Consider the following 19426-nt stretch of genomic DNA (forward strand, 5'->3'; position numbering starts at 1 on the left):
TTCATGTTGTGTAATTGACCTTATGGAGGTTACAGACAAGGTACATATTACCTTATGGATAGATCAAAAAATTACTCAATGTTTATTGAGGTATTACTTTTAAAGCGATAAGTTACTCTTTTATAAAACATGCTTAAAATGAAAAAGAGCCAATACCCTATCACAGTTCCTAAGGTGTTAAGAATTAAATCATCTACGTCAAAACTTCTGTAAACAGATCTTATATACACTGAAATCGAAAGCTGTGCTAGTTCAATAAACAAAGATATGAAAAATCCAGTTAGCAAAATTCTTTTTACGTTATTTAATTTCTTAAATAAAAGAGGAAACAACAAGCCAACTGGCAGGAATAATATTAGGTTTCCTCCAATTGATCTAATTACATAATATTGCAGTCCTTCATGATAAACATCTACAAAAAAGTAAAACGGGATAAAGTTATTTCCTGATACGAATGGGATATAAAAGTCGTATTTCATATCCTTAATTAAATCAGCATCTATTGGCATAGGGAATAATGTAACACTAATCAAGTTGAAAAAGTAAACCAATAAACAAAAGATAACGATATGTTTATGTATGGACAGCCGGCTTTTTTTGTAAAGGACTCGTCTTATGAGTCTATAAAATATAAAGCAAAAATAAAGAACCATTAAGTATGGCAAGAGAAAAGCTGAGTCGAGCATAAATACACCACAATTTCCTTTTTAACTCATTTTAACATAAATAGGGAAAAGGGAAGATTCAGATTTCAATAAAAGAATACTTTTATCTAGAATAAAAAGTAGGACAGGGCAAATAAAAACTACAAATGAAACTAATTTAAAGCCAAGTTAATGACATGTTTTCATAAATAAAAAAGCCCCGGTATGTCACCGAGGGAATAAATAGATGTTTAAGTGATTTAGTGATGTTTTTTATATGATTCGACAAAATCATAGTAATGATCATCGTCATCATAATACTTTTTTTCATAATGATAATCGTGATCATCATAATACTTTTTATCATGATCATGTTTTTTATCATGGTCATAATACTTTTTGTCGCAATCATAATGTTTTTTATCATGATCGTAATATTTTTTGTCACAATCATAATACTTCTTATCATGATCATAATACTTTTTGTAATACGTTTTTTTCCAAGTGTAATACTCTTCTTTATACTTTTTGTAATAACCCAATTAAAGCCCTCCTTTTATTCTAATCGAAATTAATATATGAAGTTTCAATGATATGGTATAGTCAAATGAAATAATAAAATAATAATTGTAAAAAGAGGCTGTTTAAAATACTTTCTGAAAACAAAAATAAAAAAGCCCCGGTATGTCACCGGGGGAATAAATAGATGTTTAAGTGATTTAGTGATGTTTTTTATATGATTTGACAAAATCATAGTAATGATCATCGTCATCATAAAACTTTTTTTCATAATGATAATCGTGATCATCATAATACTTTTTATCATGATCATGTTTTTTATCATGGTCATAATACTTTTTGTCGCAATCATAATGTTTTTTATCATGATCATAATATTTTTTGTCACAATCATAATGCTTCTTATCATGATCATAATACTTTTTGTAATACGTTTTTTTCCAAGTGTAATATTCTTCTTTATACTTTTTGTAATAACCCAATTAAAGCCCTCCTTTTATTCTAATCGAAATTAATATATGAAGTTTCAATGATATGGTATAGTCAAATGAAATAATAATTGTAAAAAGAGGCTGTTTAAAAACTTTCTGAAAACAAAATGGATAAATTACTTATTAAAATAAGAGCAGGAGAATGGATTCAATTACAATAAATTAGATGAAAGTGTATGGAGAAGAAGAGGGACTTTCGCTATTTGAAGAAAATGCTGAAGAATATTTGCTTGGTTAAAAGTCAGGAGCTCTATGATATTATTTCTGATGCTGCTTTGGAAGCTCAACAATCAGTAAAACCAGTCAAAACGATTTAAAGAGGGAATGATCTGTTACCAAATACAATAAAAGAAAGTGCAATGATCAAAGGAATGAAATTAGAGGGATTTGTTTTAAACAAAGCCCAATTTCACATGGACAAATGACAATTGATATTGAGGTAAATACAATGCATTAAGCCAAGGGGAGCGAATGGAGGAATTGTTTAGACAATATCCAATTTGGTACACACAGACACCTTACTATTTTAATTTTCATATGCCTCAATATCAAATCATCTCTTATAATCCTCAACGATGTTATCAACGGTGTATGTTTCAAACTGGCGGTAACTATGAGCTATGTGACAGACTATGTTATGAGGAAATACAGGTGTAAAAGAGGGGGCTAACTCCTCTTTAAGCACACAATGATTGGAATCACAATCTCATTTTATCTGCACATGCATAGTTTTTGCGATAAAATTGGTATCGTAAAATCATTTCTTGAAATGCCTAGAAACTGAAAAAGAAAGAAGGATATGAACAGTCATGACCCAATTTGATAAACAATACAATTCAATTATCAAGGATATTTTAAATAATGGAATCTCAGACGAAGAATTTAATGTAAGAACAAAGTGGGACTCTGATGGAACACCGGCTCACACACTAAGCATCATCAGTAAGCAAATGAGATTCGACAACTCAGAAGTTCCTATTTTAACGACAAAAAAAGTTGCCTGGAAAACAGCCATTAAAGAATTGCTCTGGATTTGGCAGCTTAAATCTAACGATGTTACTGAATTAAACAAAATGGGCGTACATATTTGGGATCAGTGGAAACAAGAAGATGGCAGCATCGGACATGCATATGGATTCCAGCTGGGCAAGAAAAACAGAAATCTAAATGGAGAAAAGGTAGATCAGGTTGATTATCTTCTGCATCAATTGAAGAACAACCCATCTTCACGGAGACACATTACAATGCTTTGGAATCCTGATGAATTAGACTCAATGGCCTTAACACCATGTGTATACGAGACGCAATGGTATGCTAAGCAAGGAAAACTCCACCTAGAGGTAAGAGCACGGAGCAATGATATGGCATTGGGAAATCCCTTCAATGTATTTCAGTACAATGTTTTGCAGCGCATGATTGCTCAAGTGACTGGTTATGCGCTTGGTGAATATATCTTTAACATTGGTGATTGCCATGTGTACACACGTCATATAGATAATTTGAAAATCCAAATGGAAAGAGAGCAGTTTGAAGCACCTGAATTATGGATCAATCCTGAAGTCAAAGATTTTTATGACTTTTCCATTGATGATTTCAAGTTAATCAACTATAAACATGGGGACAGGCTTTCATTTGAGGTAGCAGTTTAATGCTGCTTCTTTATTGTTCATTAAAAAGAAAACAAAATTAGAGCGCAATCGAAGCAAAGGGATTGTCAGAAAAGCGTTAGATGGTCTTGCGTACTAGAGAATGACGGATTCTTTGGTCTGAAAAAATTGAATGAACGATGAAAAGGCCGGTTGGATTTATAAGGTGTTAATTGCTGCAAATAATACCATAAGGCTCAAGAATATTGTAATGCAAAGAAAAGCCCATACAATAGCTGTAAAGGGATTGTCGAGTCCCATCCTTTCTTTCCAACTTATATTAGTGGAATGACTGGTTTTGTATTTTGCTAACTGGATACATAAGATCACATTCAAAAAAACTGAAATAACAAGAGCTACAACTAAATAAAGGTTCATTTTCATCAACATTTCTAGATTTCTTAAACATTTGAATAGCTAAAGTGTAAACCTAATATTAACATATACATATTTTACCTTAAAAGACCAAGATCGAAAATACGATTACTTTGTGCACTTTGAGGGTTGAAATGCAATACTTTTGGTCCTTGACTAAATGCAACCAAAAGAAGATATGAATCTACCCTTAACCATAATTAAAGGGGGCAGTTTCATATTTTTTAGCACGAAATTGTGTTCATGCCATTTCTAAGTGAACTTGGTCTGAAATTCGGCAGAATATGGTGAACAAGCACCATGTCAAATAATATTATACCAAGGGTTACAGTATTATACTGTAACCCTTGCTTCTCTATATTTCCATTAAAAATATTCTTAATATTTGAAAATAACCATTTAAATATATTTCTAGAAATTGTATACTTATATGGTACTAAATGAATACATAGAAAGGACTGTTGTCGATGAAAAAAGTTTTTTGTAAGTTAGCCATTAGTTCCATAGTTCTTTTTATCTTAGCTTTTCCTAATGGCAATGTATTAGCTGCTGAAAAAGGGGCAGACAAGCCTGTCTCAACTGAATCACAAGTGCATACCGTATTTGCAAACGAGTCAACTGGCTTAACAAGTAACTCAGGAGGCGGGGAGTTTACTGCGCAATTTGTGAACGATTTTCGTAATGTTAAGATGAATGTTAAAACATATAAAAGCTGGTCTAGCTTTAAAAGAGTTTCTGATAATATAGCAACGGGGAGTAAAGGGGGATCCATTACTGCAAACAAAACAGTTACTTTTACAACAACTGTAAGCGGATCTATTAGTGGTTTAGGAATCTCTACTGCAGGCTCTGTAGCTAGCTCTAAAGGATATACTCTAAATGTTGGAGCTAATAAAAGAGTTTATATGGCATATAGAGTTAGGTATAATGTAGAAGAAGGATACAACTGTCTTAAAGATATTGTTACCGGTAAATGTGTATCAAAGAAAAAATACGTAGTTAAAAAACCTATGTATGGAGAATATGCTCTAAAAAACTATTAATTTCATATAAAAAAAGATTAGCTTTTGAAGCTAATCTTTTTTATTAAGAAGAAAATACCCTAATTTTGAAACTAGATACAAAGTGAAAGCAATCATTAATGTTCTTGAAATAACAATTCCATGAATAGCCAGATCGTATCCAGCAGGTATCAACGCTTTTGTATTAAACATAAAATACATTGATACCAGAAGAGCAATAATAACTAAAATAATCCCAAAAAGACCTGTTTTTCCGTATTTCATACAAATTCCACCCTATATTAAAATATGATATAAATAAACAAAGGAGCTGAAGATTTCGATAATTCACTTTATAATAATCGAGGAATGACCCAACATTGCAACTCTGTTAGTGTAATTGTCAACCTAAGCTTCAAGGTACTTATTTTATTAAAAGAATAATTGAAAGCCCCACAAATGAGGGGCTTTTAATTTTATGTAGTTCAATAGTAATTGAATTAATCATACCAAAGTTATTTCAAAATTTCAACTTTTGTTTGTTACTCTTTTATAATCATGAAAAACTTAGAAAAGGAAAGTGCTTCTGTTCGTAAATCTCTACAGGATTTGGAATCCGAACGGAATTCTTTATGAGGATGGAAAATGATAAGAAAACCGCCTGGCAATGCCGGCGGTCTTTTGTTACTTTATTTATTAACAGAAATCGTAACGTTATTTCCTGAAACAGCAACCTTTGCGTAATCTTGTGTATCTACGACAGGTGTGACAGCTTTATTGTCGATTGTAATATTGTTAAAAGCTGTTGAAAAAGTTGCTTTGATGGCATTACGCTGACTTTCATAAGAAACAGCCGCAGTAGCAAGTGTTTTCCATTTTGAGATCGTGCCGATGTTGGTTCCTTGAATTTCCGTGATAATCCGTCCGGTATAACCGTCATTGTTCGTTCCCCATAGGGTCATACGTGTATTGCCGTTCAAATTTTTATAGATTGTCATTTGGACTGTGCTTCCAGGACGGAAGCCTTTATTGTATGTGAATTTGTCTTTTCCTTCGATGTATGTTTCTTCATTTTTGGACCCAACCTTCATGAGGGGCTTCCAGACGTTGTATTGTTTGCTGTACTGAAGCCCGATATCCGCCTCAGTTCCGCTTTTTGCGCTAAAGCCTGAATAAATGTAAGGCGTAGAGACCGAGTCATCATTTTTTACGGTGTCAGGCAGCTTAATTTTAGCTGTGAAAACTGCGCCAGAACTGTTCAGGTAGGCGCGGCCGCCGATCCCCTTAGGCAGCTGGGAGGCCGCTTTTGCGACTTGAGTGTCTGCCGCGGGCAAGCCTGGTATACCCGATGAAAGTGTTCCGAAAAGAACTGCTGTTCCTACTGCACCTGCAATCAATACTTTTTTCAACAAAATTCCCCCTTTTGATAGTGGTTTCGTCATTCATTATACCTTATTTTGGAACTTGATTTATGTACATAAATCAACAAAATATTTCATTTTATTCATAAATTTCATATTGGATTGTTTATGTAGAGAAACTGCTCCTACAATCTATCTGTTTTCAATCGTTTTAACCGATTTGAAACCTTCCTCAAAATAAAAGCACAAGTGTTTATAGAAACGATAATCAAGAGAACGATCGCCATCGTTTCCCAGCCGGTAAGGTAGGGGTGATCTTTTATAACTGCTTGTCCTTTCAAAATAATAAAAGTACAGAAACCGACTAAGAAAAGAAAACAAATGCTTAGGATCGCTAACGCTTTACGTGTATATGTTTTTATTTCCTCTTTAACGTACAGCAAAACGAAAACAAAGCAGCTAACATTGGCAATCATTCTTATCACATCAAAGCTTTTCATGACAATTGATATAAATAGACAAAGTAAAATGAGATAAAATACTTTATTTTTAGACAAACAATCTCTCCCTTTATGTATGACCCTCAAAGAGTTTACAAAATTTTCATTATAACTGCAATACTTGGAAGCGGGATAAATATACTTCTATATAAACTAATTAAACTATGTACTAAATATTCATTTTAAATTCAGATTCAGTCATTAAGGTCTACATAAAAAAAGGCGGGAAGCTTCAGATTATACGAACAATGGTCAAACAAAAAAACCCGGCATTTAGCCGGGGAAAAAGGAAAACGAGGAGATGTTAATGGAGTTTAGTAATGTTTCTTATGCTTCTTATACTCTACAACATAATCATAGTCTTTTTTGTCGTGATCATAATATTTCTTATCATGGTCATAATATTTTTTGTCATAATCACAGTCGTAATATTTTTTATCATGGTGGTCATAGTATTTTTTATCATATTCGTAATACTTCTTATAATACGTTTTTTTGACCGTATAATACTCTTCTTTATATTTTTTGTAATAACCCATATATACTCCTCCTTTATTGTTAATACGCTTTATTATATGGCGAATAGATTGTGCGGATTGGACAATTTAAATCATAAAGGGAAAAAAGGGCTGTCCAAATTCATAGAAAAAGAGGCAGGTGACACAGAAACAAATCAAAATAAAAAGGCCGATTTTTCATCGGCCAAATCATTTATCCTACATTTGTTTGTCATCTTTGTTTTCTGAATCACTTTTTCTTACATCCTGAGTCAGTCCGCTGGTCGCTTGTTTAAATTCTGATAAGGCTTTACCAGCAGCACGGCCAAGCGCCGGCAGTTTATCAGGACCAAATACTAAAAAGCCTACAAATAAAATAACGAGTATTTTTGTGAAGCTTAATTCCATGTTCTTTTCCTCCTGATTGAAGTTCAACCTTCTAAACAAATTATAAGAGATGGCGGTTTAAATGGAAATACGTTTATTTTGAACATTTTAAAAACCGCCAGCAGGCGTGTTGAGATAATATTCATAAAACGGCTGCTGCAGAATATAATGTCCAATGCCATTAACAAAAAGATGCGAGGAGGTGAGCTGGATCAAATGCTGTGTTGAGGCTATAGGGATCATATCGCTGCCATACGGGATGGCATATCAGGCACAAAGAAATGACTACGTATAGTACTGTGACTTGCTATGATTGAAATAGAGGAGAGATCTGGATGATGAAATACACTAAGGTAATTGGATTCCTGTCTGTTTTAGGGTTCGCTGCGGTTTTTCCATTAACGGCACAAGCAGAAAAAGCGGGAACCACTGGAGCTGGAGAGTGGGATAAGCTGGGGACTTACACATATACTTATTCAAGTCCGACAGTGTATTCGAGCGGAGGAGATTTTAGAGTATGTCTTTCAGGAAGCACTCCTTTTTCTGTTTCGCTGCACCTATATGAAGATGATGCCGGTGATAATCCTGATGATTATGTAGGGGCAAATTATTTTTCGCCCGGAGAATGTCATACCTTTAGCAGTATCGGGAAATTTGTAGATGGAAGCAATAACAAGGCGGAGTTCTTTGTTACCGATTACTCTGGTAAATCAAAAACCGTTACGTTTTATGATTGATGGACTTAGACTTTCGAAAACAAAAAAGAGAGATACTCTCTCTTTTTTATTCTTCGACAGCCTTACGAAGCCGTTCATTCACAATACCTGTCCAGCCTCCATCCATTTTATCGCGAATGATGGAGCTTTTCTCGTTTGCTTTGCCGATCACTTCATTTGGCTCCTTCCATCCGCTGTGAATAAGGGTAAACCTCGTCTTTTCTCCCAAGTCTTCTAATTGAAAGGTAACGACCCATCCGTCTGTATCCCATTTAAAAGAAAGTTCAGTGGGAACTTGAACAGTCAACACTCTACAAGGAGACGGTCCAAACGGTGATTGCAAGTGGAATACTTGTCCTTCTTTCAGCTGAAAGTCATTGGGCATAAACCACTTGGCGATGCCTTCTGAAGACGAGACTGTCTCCCAGACCTTCTGAATAGGTGCCTCCAGGGTAATGTTTTTCGTAATATCGGGTAATGTATTCTGATGATTTTGATCCATTTTGTTACCTCTTGACATATGATATTTTTTCATTTTAATCATATTATAACTAATAAGATCATGTCCATAGCTTGTATGATTTATGCTGCAGTCTGTTGATGAACATGATTGTTTGTGCAGTAGCAATGGTTATTTTTGAACCAGAAATCCTGTTCAGCCCAATCGTTCTGCGAGGATTTGATGCGTTCATCAGTTTTGTTTTATTAGCCAATGTATTGTTTTTCTGGAGGAAAAGCAAACGTATAGCATATGTTTCAGGAGTTTTAGCTGTCATTAATCTCATTATGGTTATATCTCTGGTTTAGAATCTAAAACAGGAGGTTTTTTATGCTTGGAAAAATCAAAGCAGCTATTGATAACAGCCCAGGAAAGCCGGCTAGAATTGTAGTCAGTAAAAAAACGTTTCAGCAATTAGAGGAAGAGATGCGCTTTGTTTACGTTTCAAAACCGAAAACGATAATGGGGATACCTGTGGAAGTTTCAGATCAGGCAGAAAGCTTCAAACTGGAATTTTAGTCTATTCCCGACTGCAAACAGGCTCATTTTGAGTCTTTTTTTTTAAAAGGTAAGGAGTGTCAGCATTTTTCCGTTTGTTCTGCATCATTTTCAAACAAGCACTTGCATACATGTTTCAGTTTTTTATACTTAAGTGGTTAGTATACTTTTTTAAAATGATGAGAACATGTGGAGGAAGAGATGCACGAACATAAGCGCAGCAGCTTTAAAACTCTGATAGAAATCTTAATTGTTTCAACAAGACTTGGGTTTACATCATTCGGAGGTCCCATTGCTCATCTGGGTTATTTCTATGAAGAATATATTCGCAAAAGAAAATGGCTGGATCAAAAAAGCTATGTTGATTTGGTTACTTTCTGCCAGTTCTTGCCTGGACCGGCGAGCAGCCAAGTCGGGATTGGGATTGGTGTTATGCGTGGCGGATTACTCGGCGGTGTCGTTTCATTTCTCGGCTTTACACTGCGCTGGCTTTCTATGTTTGACAGCTTTTATAGGGCGAGGTCCTTGGTTTTTGGCGGGGGACATGTTGTATTGCCGCTATTGGAACAGGAGTTTGTACCAGCTGGAATGGTCAGTAAAGAAGCATTTTTAGCAGGTTATGGTGCAGCCCAAGCTGTGCCGGGGCCGTTATTTACATTTGCCGCCTATCTTGGTGCGGTCATGGGCGGCTGGCAGGGAGGAACGTTAGCCGCCATTGCCATTTTCCTGCCTGCGTTTTTGCTTATTTTAGGTGCGTTGCCATATTGGGATACTTTGCGGAGGAATCCTAAACTAAAGGGAGCTCTTGCAGGAGTGAATGCAGCGGTAGTCGGAGTTTTAATTTCAGCTTTTTATTTTCCGATTTGGACAAGTGCGATTTTGAATCAGATTGATTTTGCGTTTGCGGCCGTATTGTTCAGTATGCTTGCTTATTGGAAGCTGCCTCCTTGGGTAGTTGTAGTCACCGGTGTGATTGGCGGCTTTCTTCTGAGCATTCTTTAACATTGATTTCTCTAAAGCGTGATGAAGACGTTCATCATGCTTTTTTTATTGTGAAAAAAGACGAACATAAATAATAGATGTATGGGAAAAATAATCTTATGAAAGAGAAGGGAATTGACAGATGGATAACATGGTATCAACACTTACTGACTGGACAGTATGGTTTCAAGCGTTAGTTGTATTTCTCGTTCCATATGCAATCTATAAAGTGTTTACTTGGATTCATACATAAGAAGGTGCAATCATGAGGTGGCGGAGCAATCAGTACAAAACACAGAAGCAGCATCAAGGATCAGATCATTCAAAAGCTGAAAAGCAGGACCATGATGTGTTAACCGGTAACTTTGAAGACGACATTGAGCTAGTAAAAAGAAAGATCGGACATAACGGAGACGTTCATATCCGGGAACTTGAGATCACTCATTTACATGTGAAATCGGCATTGATCTTTGTTGATGGATTGTCTGATCAGGATATGATTAATAAAGGACTATCAGCGTTAATCATGAATCATCATCAGGTAAGCGATGAAATTTCTCATTCCGGCAAAGACATTTTTACTCCGCAATCTATAAAGAATCAAATCGTATCAATCAGTGATGTTATAGAATCAGAGAAAATCAGTGATATCGTGCTGAATGTTTTCATGGGTTCAACAGCGCTTCTTATCGATGGAATGCCGCAGGCCTTTCTTCTGGGAACAGTAAAAAAACAAAATCGAAGTATCGAGGAGCCGCTTTCAGAAGCGCTTGTCAGAGGGCCGCGCACGGGCTTTACAGAGGAGTTGAGTACGAATACAGCTCTTTTAAGACAGCAAGGAAAAAATGATCAATTAACGTTGCAGAAATTTGAAGTAGGGACACGGCTAAAAAAGGATTTAATCATCGCTTATATGAATGACATTGCAGATCCAAAAGTGGTCGAGGAAGTAAAAAAAAGAGTGAGAGGGATTGAGATAGATCATTTGCCGGAATCAGGCTACGTTGAACAGTTAATTGAGGATAATTATTTGAGCCCCTTTCCGCAAGTGCAGAGTACAGAACGGCCTGATCGCGTTATAAGCGGATTAATGGAAGGCAGAGTAGCCATTCTGCTTGACGGTACGCCGTTTGCCTTGCTTGTTCCGGTCACTTTCAGCATGGTGCTTCAATCGCCTGAAGATTATTATGAACGGTGGTTCCCAAGCTCGCTCATCAGATTGCTGAGGTTCATTGCGGCAATCATAACGTTATTTGCGCCGGCTTTATATATATCATTTATTTCTTTTCATCCGGGGTTAATTCCGACCAAACTGGCAATTTCAATTTCCGGGACGCGTATGGGTGTTCCGTTCCCCTCCATCATTGAAGCTTTATTTATGGAAATTGCAATCGAAATCTTACGAGAAGCGGGGGTGCGTCTGCCAAAACCGATCGGACCTGCAATAGGCATAGTTGGCGGATTAATCATCGGAGAAGCAGCTGTGCAGGCAGGGATTGTCAGTCCAATTATGGTCATTGTCGTTGCGCTCACTGCAATTTCTTCATTTGCCATCCCGCATTACAGTACAGGCATAGCACTTCGGATGCTTCGCTTTGGCGCGATGTTTTGCGCTGCGGTGTTTGGATTATTTGGTGTCATTATGTATTATCTGCTTCTAAGCAGCCATGTCGTAAAGCTAAAGAGTTTTGGTGTCCCATACGCAAGTCCGGCAGTTCCTTATCATTTGAAAGATTGGAAAGACTTCGTCATCAGAATGCCTCTTTTAGTCATGAAGCGCCGGCCTAAAATGATGAATACAGATAATACAAAACGGGTGAAGTGACGAACTCGACAGGATGGTGATAAAGTCTCATGTTCAGCCCAACCAGTAAAATCACAACCGCTCAGGCAACGATTATCATCATTAATTATATGCTTGCCGCCGGAGTTCTTACACTCCCCCGGACAGTAACAGAACAAACGAAATCTCCTGATGGATGGATTTCAGTTTTATTAGGCGGGGGCATTGCGGTAATAGCCGGGATAATTATAGTTAAATTAAGCCAGCAGTATCCTAAGGAAACCTTTTATGAATACTCCGGACATATTGTAGGAAAATGGCTCGGCCGTTTGATCAGTATTGTTTTTATTACTTATTTTCTAGCACTCGGTGCATTTGAAGTCAGAGTCATGTCCGAAATTGTGGAGTTTTTTCTCCTTGAAGGGACACCGTTTTGGGCCATTATTATGACAGTTCTTTGGATTGGGCTTTATTCGATAACACAAGGGCTCGATCCAATTGCCCGGCTATTTGAAATGATCTTTCCGATTACGGTTATCATCTTTTTAACTGTAGCCCTCATGAGTATAGGTATATTTGAGATCAACAATTTACGCCCTGTATTAGGTAATGGAATAATGCCGGTCCTCAAAGGAGTTAAGACAACGACACTTTCATTTACGTGTTCAGAAATTATGCTCATTCTAGTAGCGTTTATGAAGAAGCCGAAGAATGCAGTAAAAGCGGTGTTCATGGGCACAGGGGTTGTAACGTGTTTTTATATGATTACCCTGATTATGGTCATCGGTGCACTGTCAGTTGATGGTGTTGTAACGAGAACATGGCCGGGACTTGACCTGATGAGAAGTTTTGAAATACCGGGTTTAATTTTTGAACGGTTTGAATCATTTTTGCTAGTCATTTGGATTATGCAGCTTTTTGCCACATTTATTATCACTTTTTATGCAGCATCTTTAGGAGTCTCGCAAGTTTTCAAAAAGAAACCCATTTCATGTATGTTTGGGCTGCTTCCTGTTATTTATATCCTCTCTTGCATGCCGAAAAATGAAAATGATGTGTTTATTTTGGGTGATATGGTCAGTCATACGGCTTTGTATATATTTGGCGCTTTGCCGATTTTGCTTTTAGTTATATCGAAATGGAGGAAAAGAGGTGAAAAGTAAAATAAAACATCCACTGCCCGCTATCGTCATATTATGTCTGCTGATGATTTGTGTAACAGGGTGCTGGAGCAGCCGGGAAATAGAAGAGCTGGGTCTCACATTCGCTATCGCAATTGATAAAGGGAAAGAAACAAACACTGAGAAAGAATTAAAAGAAGAAGGCGGGAGCTATCCGAAAAAAGACAACATTACGCTGACCTATCAATTTGTTAATGAAAAAGCGGCAGGTGCAGGGACAAGCAGTGGAGACGGTGGCGGGCAAGGGGCGCAGAAAGCGTATATTAATATTAGTGAAACAGGGGATTCGTTACAGCAGATTGGAAGCGAGATTGCGTTAAGAAGGGACCGTGAAGTGTTTAGCCCGCATTTAAAAGTTGTTGTCATGAGTGAAGATGTGCTGCGTACATATCCTATCGACAAAATGCTGGATCAATTTTTTCGTGATAATGAAATCAGGCTGAGCTGTCTTGTTTTATCTGCAAAAGGGGAGGCGAGGGAAGCCCTCCAGCTGAAAGAGAGCGGTGAAATTCCGGCATTTCGGCTGGTTGGATTAGGTGAAAATGAACATAAAGTTTCAAGAATTCTTCCCCCTGTGACACTCGCGAAACTAATTGGCAAACTTCATTCTGGCAGCAGCTTTTTACTGCAAAATGTGGTCGCGGCGAATGGAGCAATCAAGTATTCCGGAGCGGCGGTAATAAACGGGAAGTCTAAAAAAATGATTGGCACTTTAAATGAATATGAAACGGAGGGGATTACATGGATTGCCGGGGAAGGAAAAGGCGGAGTTGTCAAAAGTTATGATAAAAAGAGCCAACAGGTGATTGCGTACGATATCAATTATATAAAAAGCAAAATCAAGCCCATAGTAAAAGGAACAGATATTTCATTCCATGTCGATATTGAATCAGAAGGGGACTTGGTTGAAAACTGGAACACAAAAGAGACTTTGGACACCCAGTTTTTAGAACGTATTGAAACGAATACTGAAAACGAAGTAAAGAAAATAGTCGGTAATGTATTAAAAAAACTTCAGGATGATTATAAAGCAGATGTTGCGGGTTTTGATGAATCATTAAGACTTGAACATCCGGACTTATGGAAAAAGGTGAAAAATAATTGGGATGACACCTTCAGTAAGGCTACCATCACGTACAGCGTTAACGCCACAATTACTCATTATGGAACGGTTAAAACACAGCAATGAATCAAATAGGTGCTTAAAATCAGAAGAGAAGAAACATCTCTTCTTTTTCTATGCATTTTTCGGGATTGAAATATACTTTTTTTGGGAGGAAAGCATTTATAAAATGGTCAATATGCTAATATAGGAATTGCTTGAAATAGAAGGGAGGAGGGGCTGTGAGACAGAAACCGATTTATGTAGAAATCGAAATGAGATCTGATCTGGATAAGCTCTGGGAATATACACAAAACCCATCGCTGCATAAGGAATGGGACCTCCGGTTTTCAAATATCACATATTTGCATAAGCAGCCATACGAAAAGCAGAAGTTTCTTTACGAAACAAGGATAGGCTTTGGATTAAAGGTATCAGGTACAGGAGAAACAGTTGGTGTTATCAACGAAGGTTCATCTGAAAGAGTTTCCTCACTGGCTTTTGGCTCTGATCATCCATTATCTCTGATTCAGCACGGCAGCGGCTACTGGAAGTACATACAGCAAGATAACGGGAAAATTACTTTTTTAACACAGTACCAATATAAAACAGCCTACGGACTGCCGGGAAAATGGATCGATCGTTTATTATTTCGGCCGCTGCTTGGCTGGGCGACTGCATGGAGCTTTGATGCATTAAGGCTTTGGATCGAGCAAAATAAACATCCCAAACACACAATTCGATCTGCTATCGTCTATGTGATAATATGTCTGTTTTTCAGTCTGTTTTGGTTTTATCAAGGCTTTACAGGTTTTGAAACAAGCATTTTTGCAGGAACAGCGGAGATAGGTATGGGTATGTTATGGCTGATTCCTTTAAAAAGAAAATGGATCATTCATGCCGGCCAGGCTTGTATCTTTGCTGGATTCGCTTTTGTAGGTTCCGAGATATTATTATCGATGCTGTTGTGTGTGTGTTCTGCGGCAAGCGGTGTTCTTAGTCTTCAGCTCCCCAGTGCCTGGCACACAAAACGAAAAAGAAAGAAGTGACATTGTGAGTTCGATTTATGAAAAAACGATCATTAACTATCATTTGCTGCATCCCAAGCTGCAAAAACGCTATCAGTTAGACGAATCTCATACATTCAGCGGGACAGGAACGATGTCAGAGATAAGCGGAGGCTCTTTTCTGGTCAGAATGCTGTTAAAGCTGGGTGTTTTTTTCAGGTGCTTCTTTTCAGAAAGAGGCAAAGACATCCCTTTTACGATACAAAATAGAACTTGTCTTATGAATCGGGATCATATCGGGATAGAATGGAATCGTACATTTTACTTTAAAGGCAATAAACGTTTCTTTGACGCGATCATGGTATACGACGAAAAAGAAGATAGAATACTTGATTTCTTCGGCAAACCTCATCTTCTGCTGTCTGTTTTAGCGTTCGAGGCATCTCCTGATGGCTCTCTTACGATTACATCGGGAAAGCAATGGCTATTGCTATGCGGAAAAAGAATACCGCTGCCAAAATGGCTGACGGGTACATCAGTTGTTTGCGAAACGTTTGACGAAAGCAAGAATTGCTTCACCATTCAAGTGCATGTACAAAATACAATTCTCGGTATTCTTTTCTTTTATAAAGGAACGTTTCAGGAAGAAGAGAGAGAATCATGCTAAAACGAAATGGCATGATCAGTACGCTTTGCTTTATAGGATTTTTTGCAGCGGAAGCACCCCATATATCAGTGGCAGAGACACTTGTTTTGCTATCCATTCTTTATTTTGTACCGGGAATTTTTCCTTTTGTCTTTCATCAATCGCTGCTCCGGGCTGCTCAATCTCTAGAATCTGGGTTAATAAAGTACTATCCGGCAGCCGCTTTCTTTGCGGTACTGGCTCTTGTGACAGACATCGGAGGTTTCGCTCTGATCTGGTGGATGTACACAATTTTTCTTGCATTTTATGGAATCCTTCGCCTTTGGGAAACAAAGATACATAGAATTGAAGAGACATCAGTTTTGTTCGGGCTTATCTATTTGGCGGGCGGAGGGTTTTGGTTTTTTGCTTATGCTGCACATTTGAAGATAATGCAATTTGGCCCTCTCATCATTTTGCTGACTGCTGTCCACTTTCACTATTCAGCTTTTCTGATTCCAATCTTTAACGGCTTGCTCGGGAGGATCACCAGAAAAAAGCGGATGTTGTACAGGTGGATAACATGGGTAATTTTATTTTCGCCCCTTCTTATCGCGCTTGGCATCACATATTCAAAAACACTTGATGTCATTGCGGTTGGCATCTATATGGCGACCCTTTATCTTCACGCTTTTTTGGTGTTCACCACAGCTTTTCGCAGCAAGACGGGTAAAATTCTTATTCGGCTTTCTTCGGCCGTTTTAATGATAACGATCACTTTCTCGATGGTTTATTCATTTGGTGTATTTCGGCAAGAGGTTACACTGACCATCAATCAGATGATTTGGATTCACGGTTTTGTCAACGCGTTTGCTGTTATATTGCCCGCTCTCATTGGATGGAGAATAGAAGCTACGAAGCCTTTTGATGCAGACAGCGTAAAGACATTCAGCCGTATCTACGGAAAAAGAAGGATTGGAAAAGACTTTTTAGCTAACATTCAAGCTGAAAATAACGCTCAATACAGAGGACTTGTGGATGATATGGGAAGCCTTCGTTCAAAAGATTTTTCACCCGAAAATCTGGCGCCGTTCATTCTATCGTTTTATGAACAAACCATTGATTATGATGTAAAGGCAAAAGTGACGTGGAGCACATGGTTTCGGCCGTTTGCAATTGTTTACGAATGGTTCAGCAGAAGAACCGGCCAAATACATCTGTCGACGAACCCAGACTGGTATAGGATGTACAGCACGATAAAGGGTGTCAATTCGAAAAAAGACGGAAGAAACAAAGTGCGTGCCTGGATCAGAACAAATGAGAAAAACGAAACCATTTTTACCGCTCTATATTCAGTGTATCGTTCAAATGGAGAAGGGTATATGAACATCTCCCTCCCGCTTCCGTTCAGCAGCATGACAGGTATTTTAAAGCCTTATCATCATCAGGAGAAGCTGGTTTTGACGAGCAGGCGTAGAAAAAGCGGAGCTGGAGATGAGGGGATTTATCTGCAAACCAGAGCGGGAACTTGTCCGCTGCCTTTATCTGAAACCTTTCTGATAGAAGCTGCGCATGACAACAGATTAACCGCCATTCATCACATGTGGCTGTTTGGAATAAAATTTCTAACTGTTCATTACAGCATTACACATATTGCCCGCCCAAATGAAAGAACCTAACATAAAGAAGAGGCTTCGGCTGAAAGCTGTTTGACGATTCAATCAGCCACATTCCCATTCTGCGCATCTAGACGGGAAAGGAAGGATATTATGATGTTTTTTATCAGTAGTTTTCTGATTCTTTGGCTGGCTGCGGGATTTGCAGTGGGAATGAAACAACTGTATGTCGATCAGCTGTTTGATAAAGATGTGATCGAAAGGCTGGAAAAAGAGGCGGATGTTCATGGACGCGCTGACCGGTTTATCAAACACCGTGTCCTTTACATCGCAGCAGTGACATTAAGCGGGTTTATCGCTGTTTATCGTGAAGTGAAAACAATCCCGCAAAGGCGAAAAATAAGAAAAATTGAAAAAAACATCATGAAACTGAATAAAGCAAAGAAAAGAAGAATGAAAAGAAGGTAAAAACGCACAGGCCAAAGGGCAGGTGTGTTTTTTTCTGTTTGATATGGGAATTGGGAAAAAGGTGGTGCCAACTTACTTTTCATAAATTCAGAAATGAGAAGAACAGCGCCCGGGCTAATGGTATATAATATTGTGAATTTAACAAAAATTTAACAAGGAGGATGAGAGAATTCGTGCTAAAGCCTCAAAGAAACCGACATCCTGTTTATTTGGATTTAGAGGCGGAGTAGATGAAACCGGCCAAAGTATCCCTGCTCCGCCGTTTGCTCCATTCCTTGAAGCATGTTGATTGTAACATAGCCAAATGTTTTCCATCAACTCTTAAAATTGTAAAAATATTGTTTATTTTTGTGGTGTTCACTCCGATTTCTTCAATATATGCTGAAGATGTATATCAGAATTTTGAGGAATTAAAAAACAATGAAGATCCTTCTGATTACGGCATTGTTACGAAGGAAACCGGCAGCCCTGTCCTTGTTTTAGCCATTCATGGAGGAGGTATTGAAGGCGGGACAAGTGAAATAGCGAGAGAGCTCAGCAAAGAGTACTCGATGTATTTATTTGAAGGCTTGAAATCGTCAGGAAACTCAGTGCTGCATATTACGAGCACGCATTTTGATGAGCCACGGGCCCTGAAGATGACGGGAAGTCATGAATATATCATTTCATTGCACGGATATGCAGAAGAAGATCAGCAGATCGAAGTCGGCGGTACAGATCGCGTAAGAGCGGCAGATTTAGTTGAGAAGCTAAAAAATGCAGGTTTTCCTGCTGTATTGCTCAGTACGGACCATCCGCATGCAGGCATAAGTCCGAATAACATTGCAAACAAATCAAAAACAGGCCTGAGCATCCAGCTAGAAATGAGCACAGGTTTTAGAAAATCTTTGTTCGGCATTTTTTCCTTAGAAAGCAGATCTGTTACCCAAAATGAGAGGTTTTATGATTTTACAGAAGTGATATCCAGTTTTTTAAAAAGTAACTACTGAAAAATAGGAGGCGACAAGGCAGCCTCCTATTCCTCATGCTTCTCATTCGTAACGTCAGGAAACAGCTCATCTGCGGCTTCTGTTTGATATTGCAGAGTGTTATCCTTGGCTGTCAGTTCATTTCGAAAGGTTTCATCCAGCACATTTTCCAGCAAATACCGATGAAAAAAGTATTCAAAAACAGTAAGACAGGCAGCGGAAAGAAGAGCGGCTGCAAACGGTGGGAAATCGTTTCTTGTTTGAGTTAAAACAAAGACCCAAAGAATAACGAATGAAAGTCCAAAGTCAGCCAATGAAGCTGTAATATTGTTTGTTCTCGGAAGAACGATCATGTCACCGGAAAGGTATGATACAAAACCTAAGAAAAATGCAATAAACAGCACGCTTAAAAATGGCGCGTGATAGACTCTGTCCAAAATTACATATAAAAGGGCGAGAGTGAAAGCAATCTTTGAAGCAAGTGCAATGATATGTTTCATTTGACCACCTAAATTGTTATTTTTGAGGAAACTCCTAGCAAGTAAGGCCATGTTTGTTACA

24 protein-coding genes are annotated in these 19426 nt (G+C 37.9%); 14 read left to right on the plus strand and 10 right to left on the minus strand.

Annotated elements, in window-relative coordinates; translation table 11 throughout:
- Positions 1 to 71 precede the first annotated feature (71 nt).
- The 3 genes from M1M80_RS09670 to cotU form a co-directional block, all read right to left on the minus strand.
- Entirely contained in the window at positions 72 to 686 is a 615-nt protein-coding gene (locus M1M80_RS09670; protein ID WP_060398690.1) for a VanZ family protein, read from the minus strand.
- 218 nt (positions 687 to 904) lie between these two features.
- Positions 905 to 1186, minus strand: a complete 282-nt coding sequence (locus tag M1M80_RS09675) for a spore coat protein CotU (RefSeq protein ID WP_104010180.1) — start codon at positions 1184 to 1186, stop codon at positions 905 to 907.
- Positions 1187 to 1363: 177 nt separating this feature from the next.
- The gene (gene cotU / locus M1M80_RS09680) at positions 1364 to 1645 is read right to left on the minus strand and encodes a spore coat protein CotU (protein ID WP_084995832.1); all 282 of its coding nucleotides are present in this window, start codon (positions 1643 to 1645) and stop codon (positions 1364 to 1366) included.
- A gap of 818 nt (positions 1646 to 2463) precedes the next feature.
- Here cotU and M1M80_RS09685 point away from each other — a divergent pair.
- Together M1M80_RS09685 and M1M80_RS09690 are read left to right on the plus strand one after the other, a co-directional pair.
- A complete protein-coding gene (locus M1M80_RS09685) occupies positions 2464 to 3303 on the plus strand; it encodes a thymidylate synthase (protein WP_060398692.1) in 840 nt (279 codons plus the stop codon).
- A gap of 839 nt (positions 3304 to 4142) precedes the next feature.
- Positions 4143 to 4718, plus strand: a complete 576-nt coding sequence (locus M1M80_RS09690) for a hypothetical protein (RefSeq protein ID WP_060398693.1) — start codon at positions 4143 to 4145, stop codon at positions 4716 to 4718.
- Between the two features lie 30 nt (positions 4719 to 4748).
- On the opposite strand, the gene M1M80_RS09695 is transcribed toward M1M80_RS09690, so the two are convergent.
- The 5 genes from M1M80_RS09695 to tatAC all read right to left on the minus strand — a co-directional run bounded on the left by M1M80_RS09695 (position 4749) and on the right by tatAC (position 7442).
- Positions 4749 to 4961, minus strand: coding sequence for a hypothetical protein (locus tag M1M80_RS09695; protein ID WP_003238233.1), 213 nt, complete (start codon positions 4959 to 4961; stop codon positions 4749 to 4751).
- 404 nt (positions 4962 to 5365) lie between these two features.
- The gene (locus M1M80_RS09700; protein ID WP_119913869.1) at positions 5366 to 6088 is read right to left on the minus strand and encodes a YrpD family protein; all 723 of its coding nucleotides are present in this window, start codon (positions 6086 to 6088) and stop codon (positions 5366 to 5368) included.
- A 134-nt stretch (positions 6089 to 6222) separates the two neighbouring features.
- The gene (locus M1M80_RS09705) at positions 6223 to 6594 is read right to left on the minus strand and encodes a YoqO family protein (RefSeq protein ID WP_060398695.1); all 372 of its coding nucleotides are present in this window, start codon (positions 6592 to 6594) and stop codon (positions 6223 to 6225) included.
- Positions 6595 to 6851: 257 nt separating this feature from the next.
- Complete coding sequence (locus M1M80_RS09710; RefSeq protein ID WP_003238229.1) at positions 6852 to 7076, minus strand: hypothetical protein; 225 nt, start codon at positions 7074 to 7076, stop codon at positions 6852 to 6854.
- Positions 7077 to 7253: 177 nt separating this feature from the next.
- On the minus strand, positions 7254 to 7442 hold the full coding sequence (gene tatAC / locus M1M80_RS09715; protein WP_003238227.1) for a twin-arginine translocase TatAC: 189 nt from the start codon (positions 7440 to 7442) through the stop codon (positions 7254 to 7256).
- Positions 7443 to 7759: 317 nt separating this feature from the next.
- Here tatAC and M1M80_RS09725 point away from each other — a divergent pair, with 317 nt between their 5' ends.
- Positions 7760 to 8158 (plus strand): hypothetical protein, encoded by a 399-nt coding sequence (locus M1M80_RS09725; protein WP_060400025.1) that lies wholly within the window; start codon positions 7760 to 7762, stop codon positions 8156 to 8158.
- A 46-nt stretch (positions 8159 to 8204) separates the two neighbouring features.
- Here M1M80_RS09725 and M1M80_RS09730 read toward each other — a convergent pair whose 3' ends face one another.
- The gene (locus tag M1M80_RS09730; RefSeq protein ID WP_060398696.1) at positions 8205 to 8639 is read right to left on the minus strand and encodes an SRPBCC family protein; all 435 of its coding nucleotides are present in this window, start codon (positions 8637 to 8639) and stop codon (positions 8205 to 8207) included.
- A gap of 98 nt (positions 8640 to 8737) precedes the next feature.
- On the opposite strand from M1M80_RS09730, the gene M1M80_RS21615 reads away from it, so the two are divergent.
- The 11 genes from M1M80_RS21615 (at position 8738) to M1M80_RS09780 (ending at position 18886) form a co-directional block, all read left to right on the plus strand.
- Complete coding sequence (locus M1M80_RS21615; protein WP_080429012.1) at positions 8738 to 8944, plus strand: hypothetical protein; 207 nt, start codon at positions 8738 to 8740, stop codon at positions 8942 to 8944.
- A 22-nt stretch (positions 8945 to 8966) separates the two neighbouring features.
- Positions 8967 to 9155, plus strand: a complete 189-nt coding sequence (locus M1M80_RS09735; RefSeq protein WP_060398698.1) for a hypothetical protein — start codon at positions 8967 to 8969, stop codon at positions 9153 to 9155.
- A gap of 180 nt (positions 9156 to 9335) precedes the next feature.
- Positions 9336 to 10136 (plus strand): chromate efflux transporter, encoded by an 801-nt coding sequence (gene chrA / locus M1M80_RS09740; RefSeq protein WP_060398699.1) that lies wholly within the window; start codon positions 9336 to 9338, stop codon positions 10134 to 10136.
- 241 nt (positions 10137 to 10377) lie between these two features.
- Positions 10378 to 11940, plus strand: coding sequence for a spore germination protein (locus M1M80_RS09745; protein ID WP_080429013.1), 1563 nt, complete (start codon positions 10378 to 10380; stop codon positions 11938 to 11940).
- Positions 11941 to 11969: 29 nt separating this feature from the next.
- Positions 11970 to 13061 (plus strand): spore germination protein, encoded by a 1092-nt coding sequence (locus tag M1M80_RS09750; RefSeq protein WP_060398701.1) that lies wholly within the window; start codon positions 11970 to 11972, stop codon positions 13059 to 13061.
- Positions 13051 to 14268: a Ger(x)C family spore germination protein gene (locus M1M80_RS09755; RefSeq protein WP_060398702.1), complete on the plus strand. Its 1218-nt coding sequence runs from the start codon at positions 13051 to 13053 to the stop codon at positions 14266 to 14268. Before M1M80_RS09750 ends, M1M80_RS09755 begins: the two co-directional genes overlap by 11 nt.
- A gap of 155 nt (positions 14269 to 14423) precedes the next feature.
- Positions 14424 to 15230 carry a hypothetical protein gene (locus M1M80_RS09760; protein ID WP_060398703.1) on the plus strand — a complete coding sequence of 269 codons (807 nt, stop codon included), beginning with the start codon at positions 14424 to 14426 and terminating at the stop codon, positions 15228 to 15230.
- 4 nt (positions 15231 to 15234) lie between these two features.
- Positions 15235 to 15855, plus strand: coding sequence for a DUF4166 domain-containing protein (locus tag M1M80_RS09765; RefSeq protein ID WP_060398704.1), 621 nt, complete (start codon positions 15235 to 15237; stop codon positions 15853 to 15855).
- On the plus strand, positions 15849 to 17492 hold the full coding sequence (locus tag M1M80_RS09770; RefSeq protein WP_060398705.1) for a YndJ family protein: 1644 nt from the start codon (positions 15849 to 15851) through the stop codon (positions 17490 to 17492). The genes M1M80_RS09765 and M1M80_RS09770 overlap by 7 nt, the downstream gene beginning before the upstream one ends.
- A gap of 90 nt (positions 17493 to 17582) precedes the next feature.
- Positions 17583 to 17897: a hypothetical protein gene (locus M1M80_RS09775; RefSeq protein ID WP_029316837.1), complete on the plus strand. Its 315-nt coding sequence runs from the start codon at positions 17583 to 17585 to the stop codon at positions 17895 to 17897.
- 230 nt (positions 17898 to 18127) lie between these two features.
- The gene (locus M1M80_RS09780) at positions 18128 to 18886 is read left to right on the plus strand and encodes a poly-gamma-glutamate hydrolase family protein (protein WP_060398706.1); all 759 of its coding nucleotides are present in this window, start codon (positions 18128 to 18130) and stop codon (positions 18884 to 18886) included.
- A 26-nt stretch (positions 18887 to 18912) separates the two neighbouring features.
- Here the strand turns inward: M1M80_RS09780 and M1M80_RS09785 are convergent, their stop codons facing one another.
- Positions 18913 to 19365 (minus strand): YndM family protein, encoded by a 453-nt coding sequence (locus M1M80_RS09785; protein WP_060398707.1) that lies wholly within the window; start codon positions 19363 to 19365, stop codon positions 18913 to 18915.
- Between the last annotated feature and the right edge of the window lie 61 nt (positions 19366 to 19426).

The sequence above is a fragment of the Bacillus inaquosorum genome, from assembly GCF_023238325.1.
GTDB classification, from domain to species: domain Bacteria; phylum Bacillota; class Bacilli; order Bacillales; family Bacillaceae; genus Bacillus; species Bacillus inaquosorum.

Excerpts from the sequence above, each read along its gene's own strand:
- M1M80_RS09670 (WP_060398690.1), bottom strand. The coding sequence starts at position 686 with ATGCTCGACTCAGCTTTTCTCTTGCCATACTTAATGGTTCTTTATTTT.
- M1M80_RS09685 (WP_060398692.1), top strand. The coding sequence starts at position 2,464 with ATGACCCAATTTGATAAACAATACAATTCAATTATCAAGGATATTTTA.
- M1M80_RS09690 (WP_060398693.1), top strand. The coding sequence starts at position 4,143 with ATGAAAAAAGTTTTTTGTAAGTTAGCCATTAGTTCCATAGTTCTTTTT.
- M1M80_RS09695 (WP_003238233.1), bottom strand. The coding sequence starts at position 4,961 with ATGAAATACGGAAAAACAGGTCTTTTTGGGATTATTTTAGTTATTATT.
- M1M80_RS09710 (WP_003238229.1), bottom strand. The coding sequence starts at position 7,076 with ATGGGTTATTACAAAAAATATAAAGAAGAGTATTATACGGTCAAAAAA.
- tatAC (WP_003238227.1), bottom strand. The coding sequence starts at position 7,442 with ATGGAATTAAGCTTCACAAAAATACTCGTTATTTTATTTGTAGGCTTT.
- M1M80_RS09725 (WP_060400025.1), top strand. The coding sequence starts at position 7,760 with ATGAAATACACTAAGGTAATTGGATTCCTGTCTGTTTTAGGGTTCGCT.
- M1M80_RS09730 (WP_060398696.1), bottom strand. The coding sequence starts at position 8,639 with ATGGATCAAAATCATCAGAATACATTACCCGATATTACGAAAAACATT.
- M1M80_RS21615 (WP_080429012.1), top strand. The coding sequence starts at position 8,738 with ATGAACATGATTGTTTGTGCAGTAGCAATGGTTATTTTTGAACCAGAA.
- M1M80_RS09735 (WP_060398698.1), top strand. The coding sequence starts at position 8,967 with ATGCTTGGAAAAATCAAAGCAGCTATTGATAACAGCCCAGGAAAGCCG.
- chrA (WP_060398699.1), top strand. The coding sequence starts at position 9,336 with ATGCACGAACATAAGCGCAGCAGCTTTAAAACTCTGATAGAAATCTTA.
- M1M80_RS09750 (WP_060398701.1), top strand. The coding sequence starts at position 11,970 with ATGTTCAGCCCAACCAGTAAAATCACAACCGCTCAGGCAACGATTATC.
- M1M80_RS09770 (WP_060398705.1), top strand. The coding sequence starts at position 15,849 with ATGCTAAAACGAAATGGCATGATCAGTACGCTTTGCTTTATAGGATTT.
- M1M80_RS09775 (WP_029316837.1), top strand. The coding sequence starts at position 17,583 with ATGATGTTTTTTATCAGTAGTTTTCTGATTCTTTGGCTGGCTGCGGGA.
- M1M80_RS09780 (WP_060398706.1), top strand. The coding sequence starts at position 18,128 with ATGAAACCGGCCAAAGTATCCCTGCTCCGCCGTTTGCTCCATTCCTTG.
- M1M80_RS09785 (WP_060398707.1), bottom strand. The coding sequence starts at position 19,365 with ATGAAACATATCATTGCACTTGCTTCAAAGATTGCTTTCACTCTCGCC.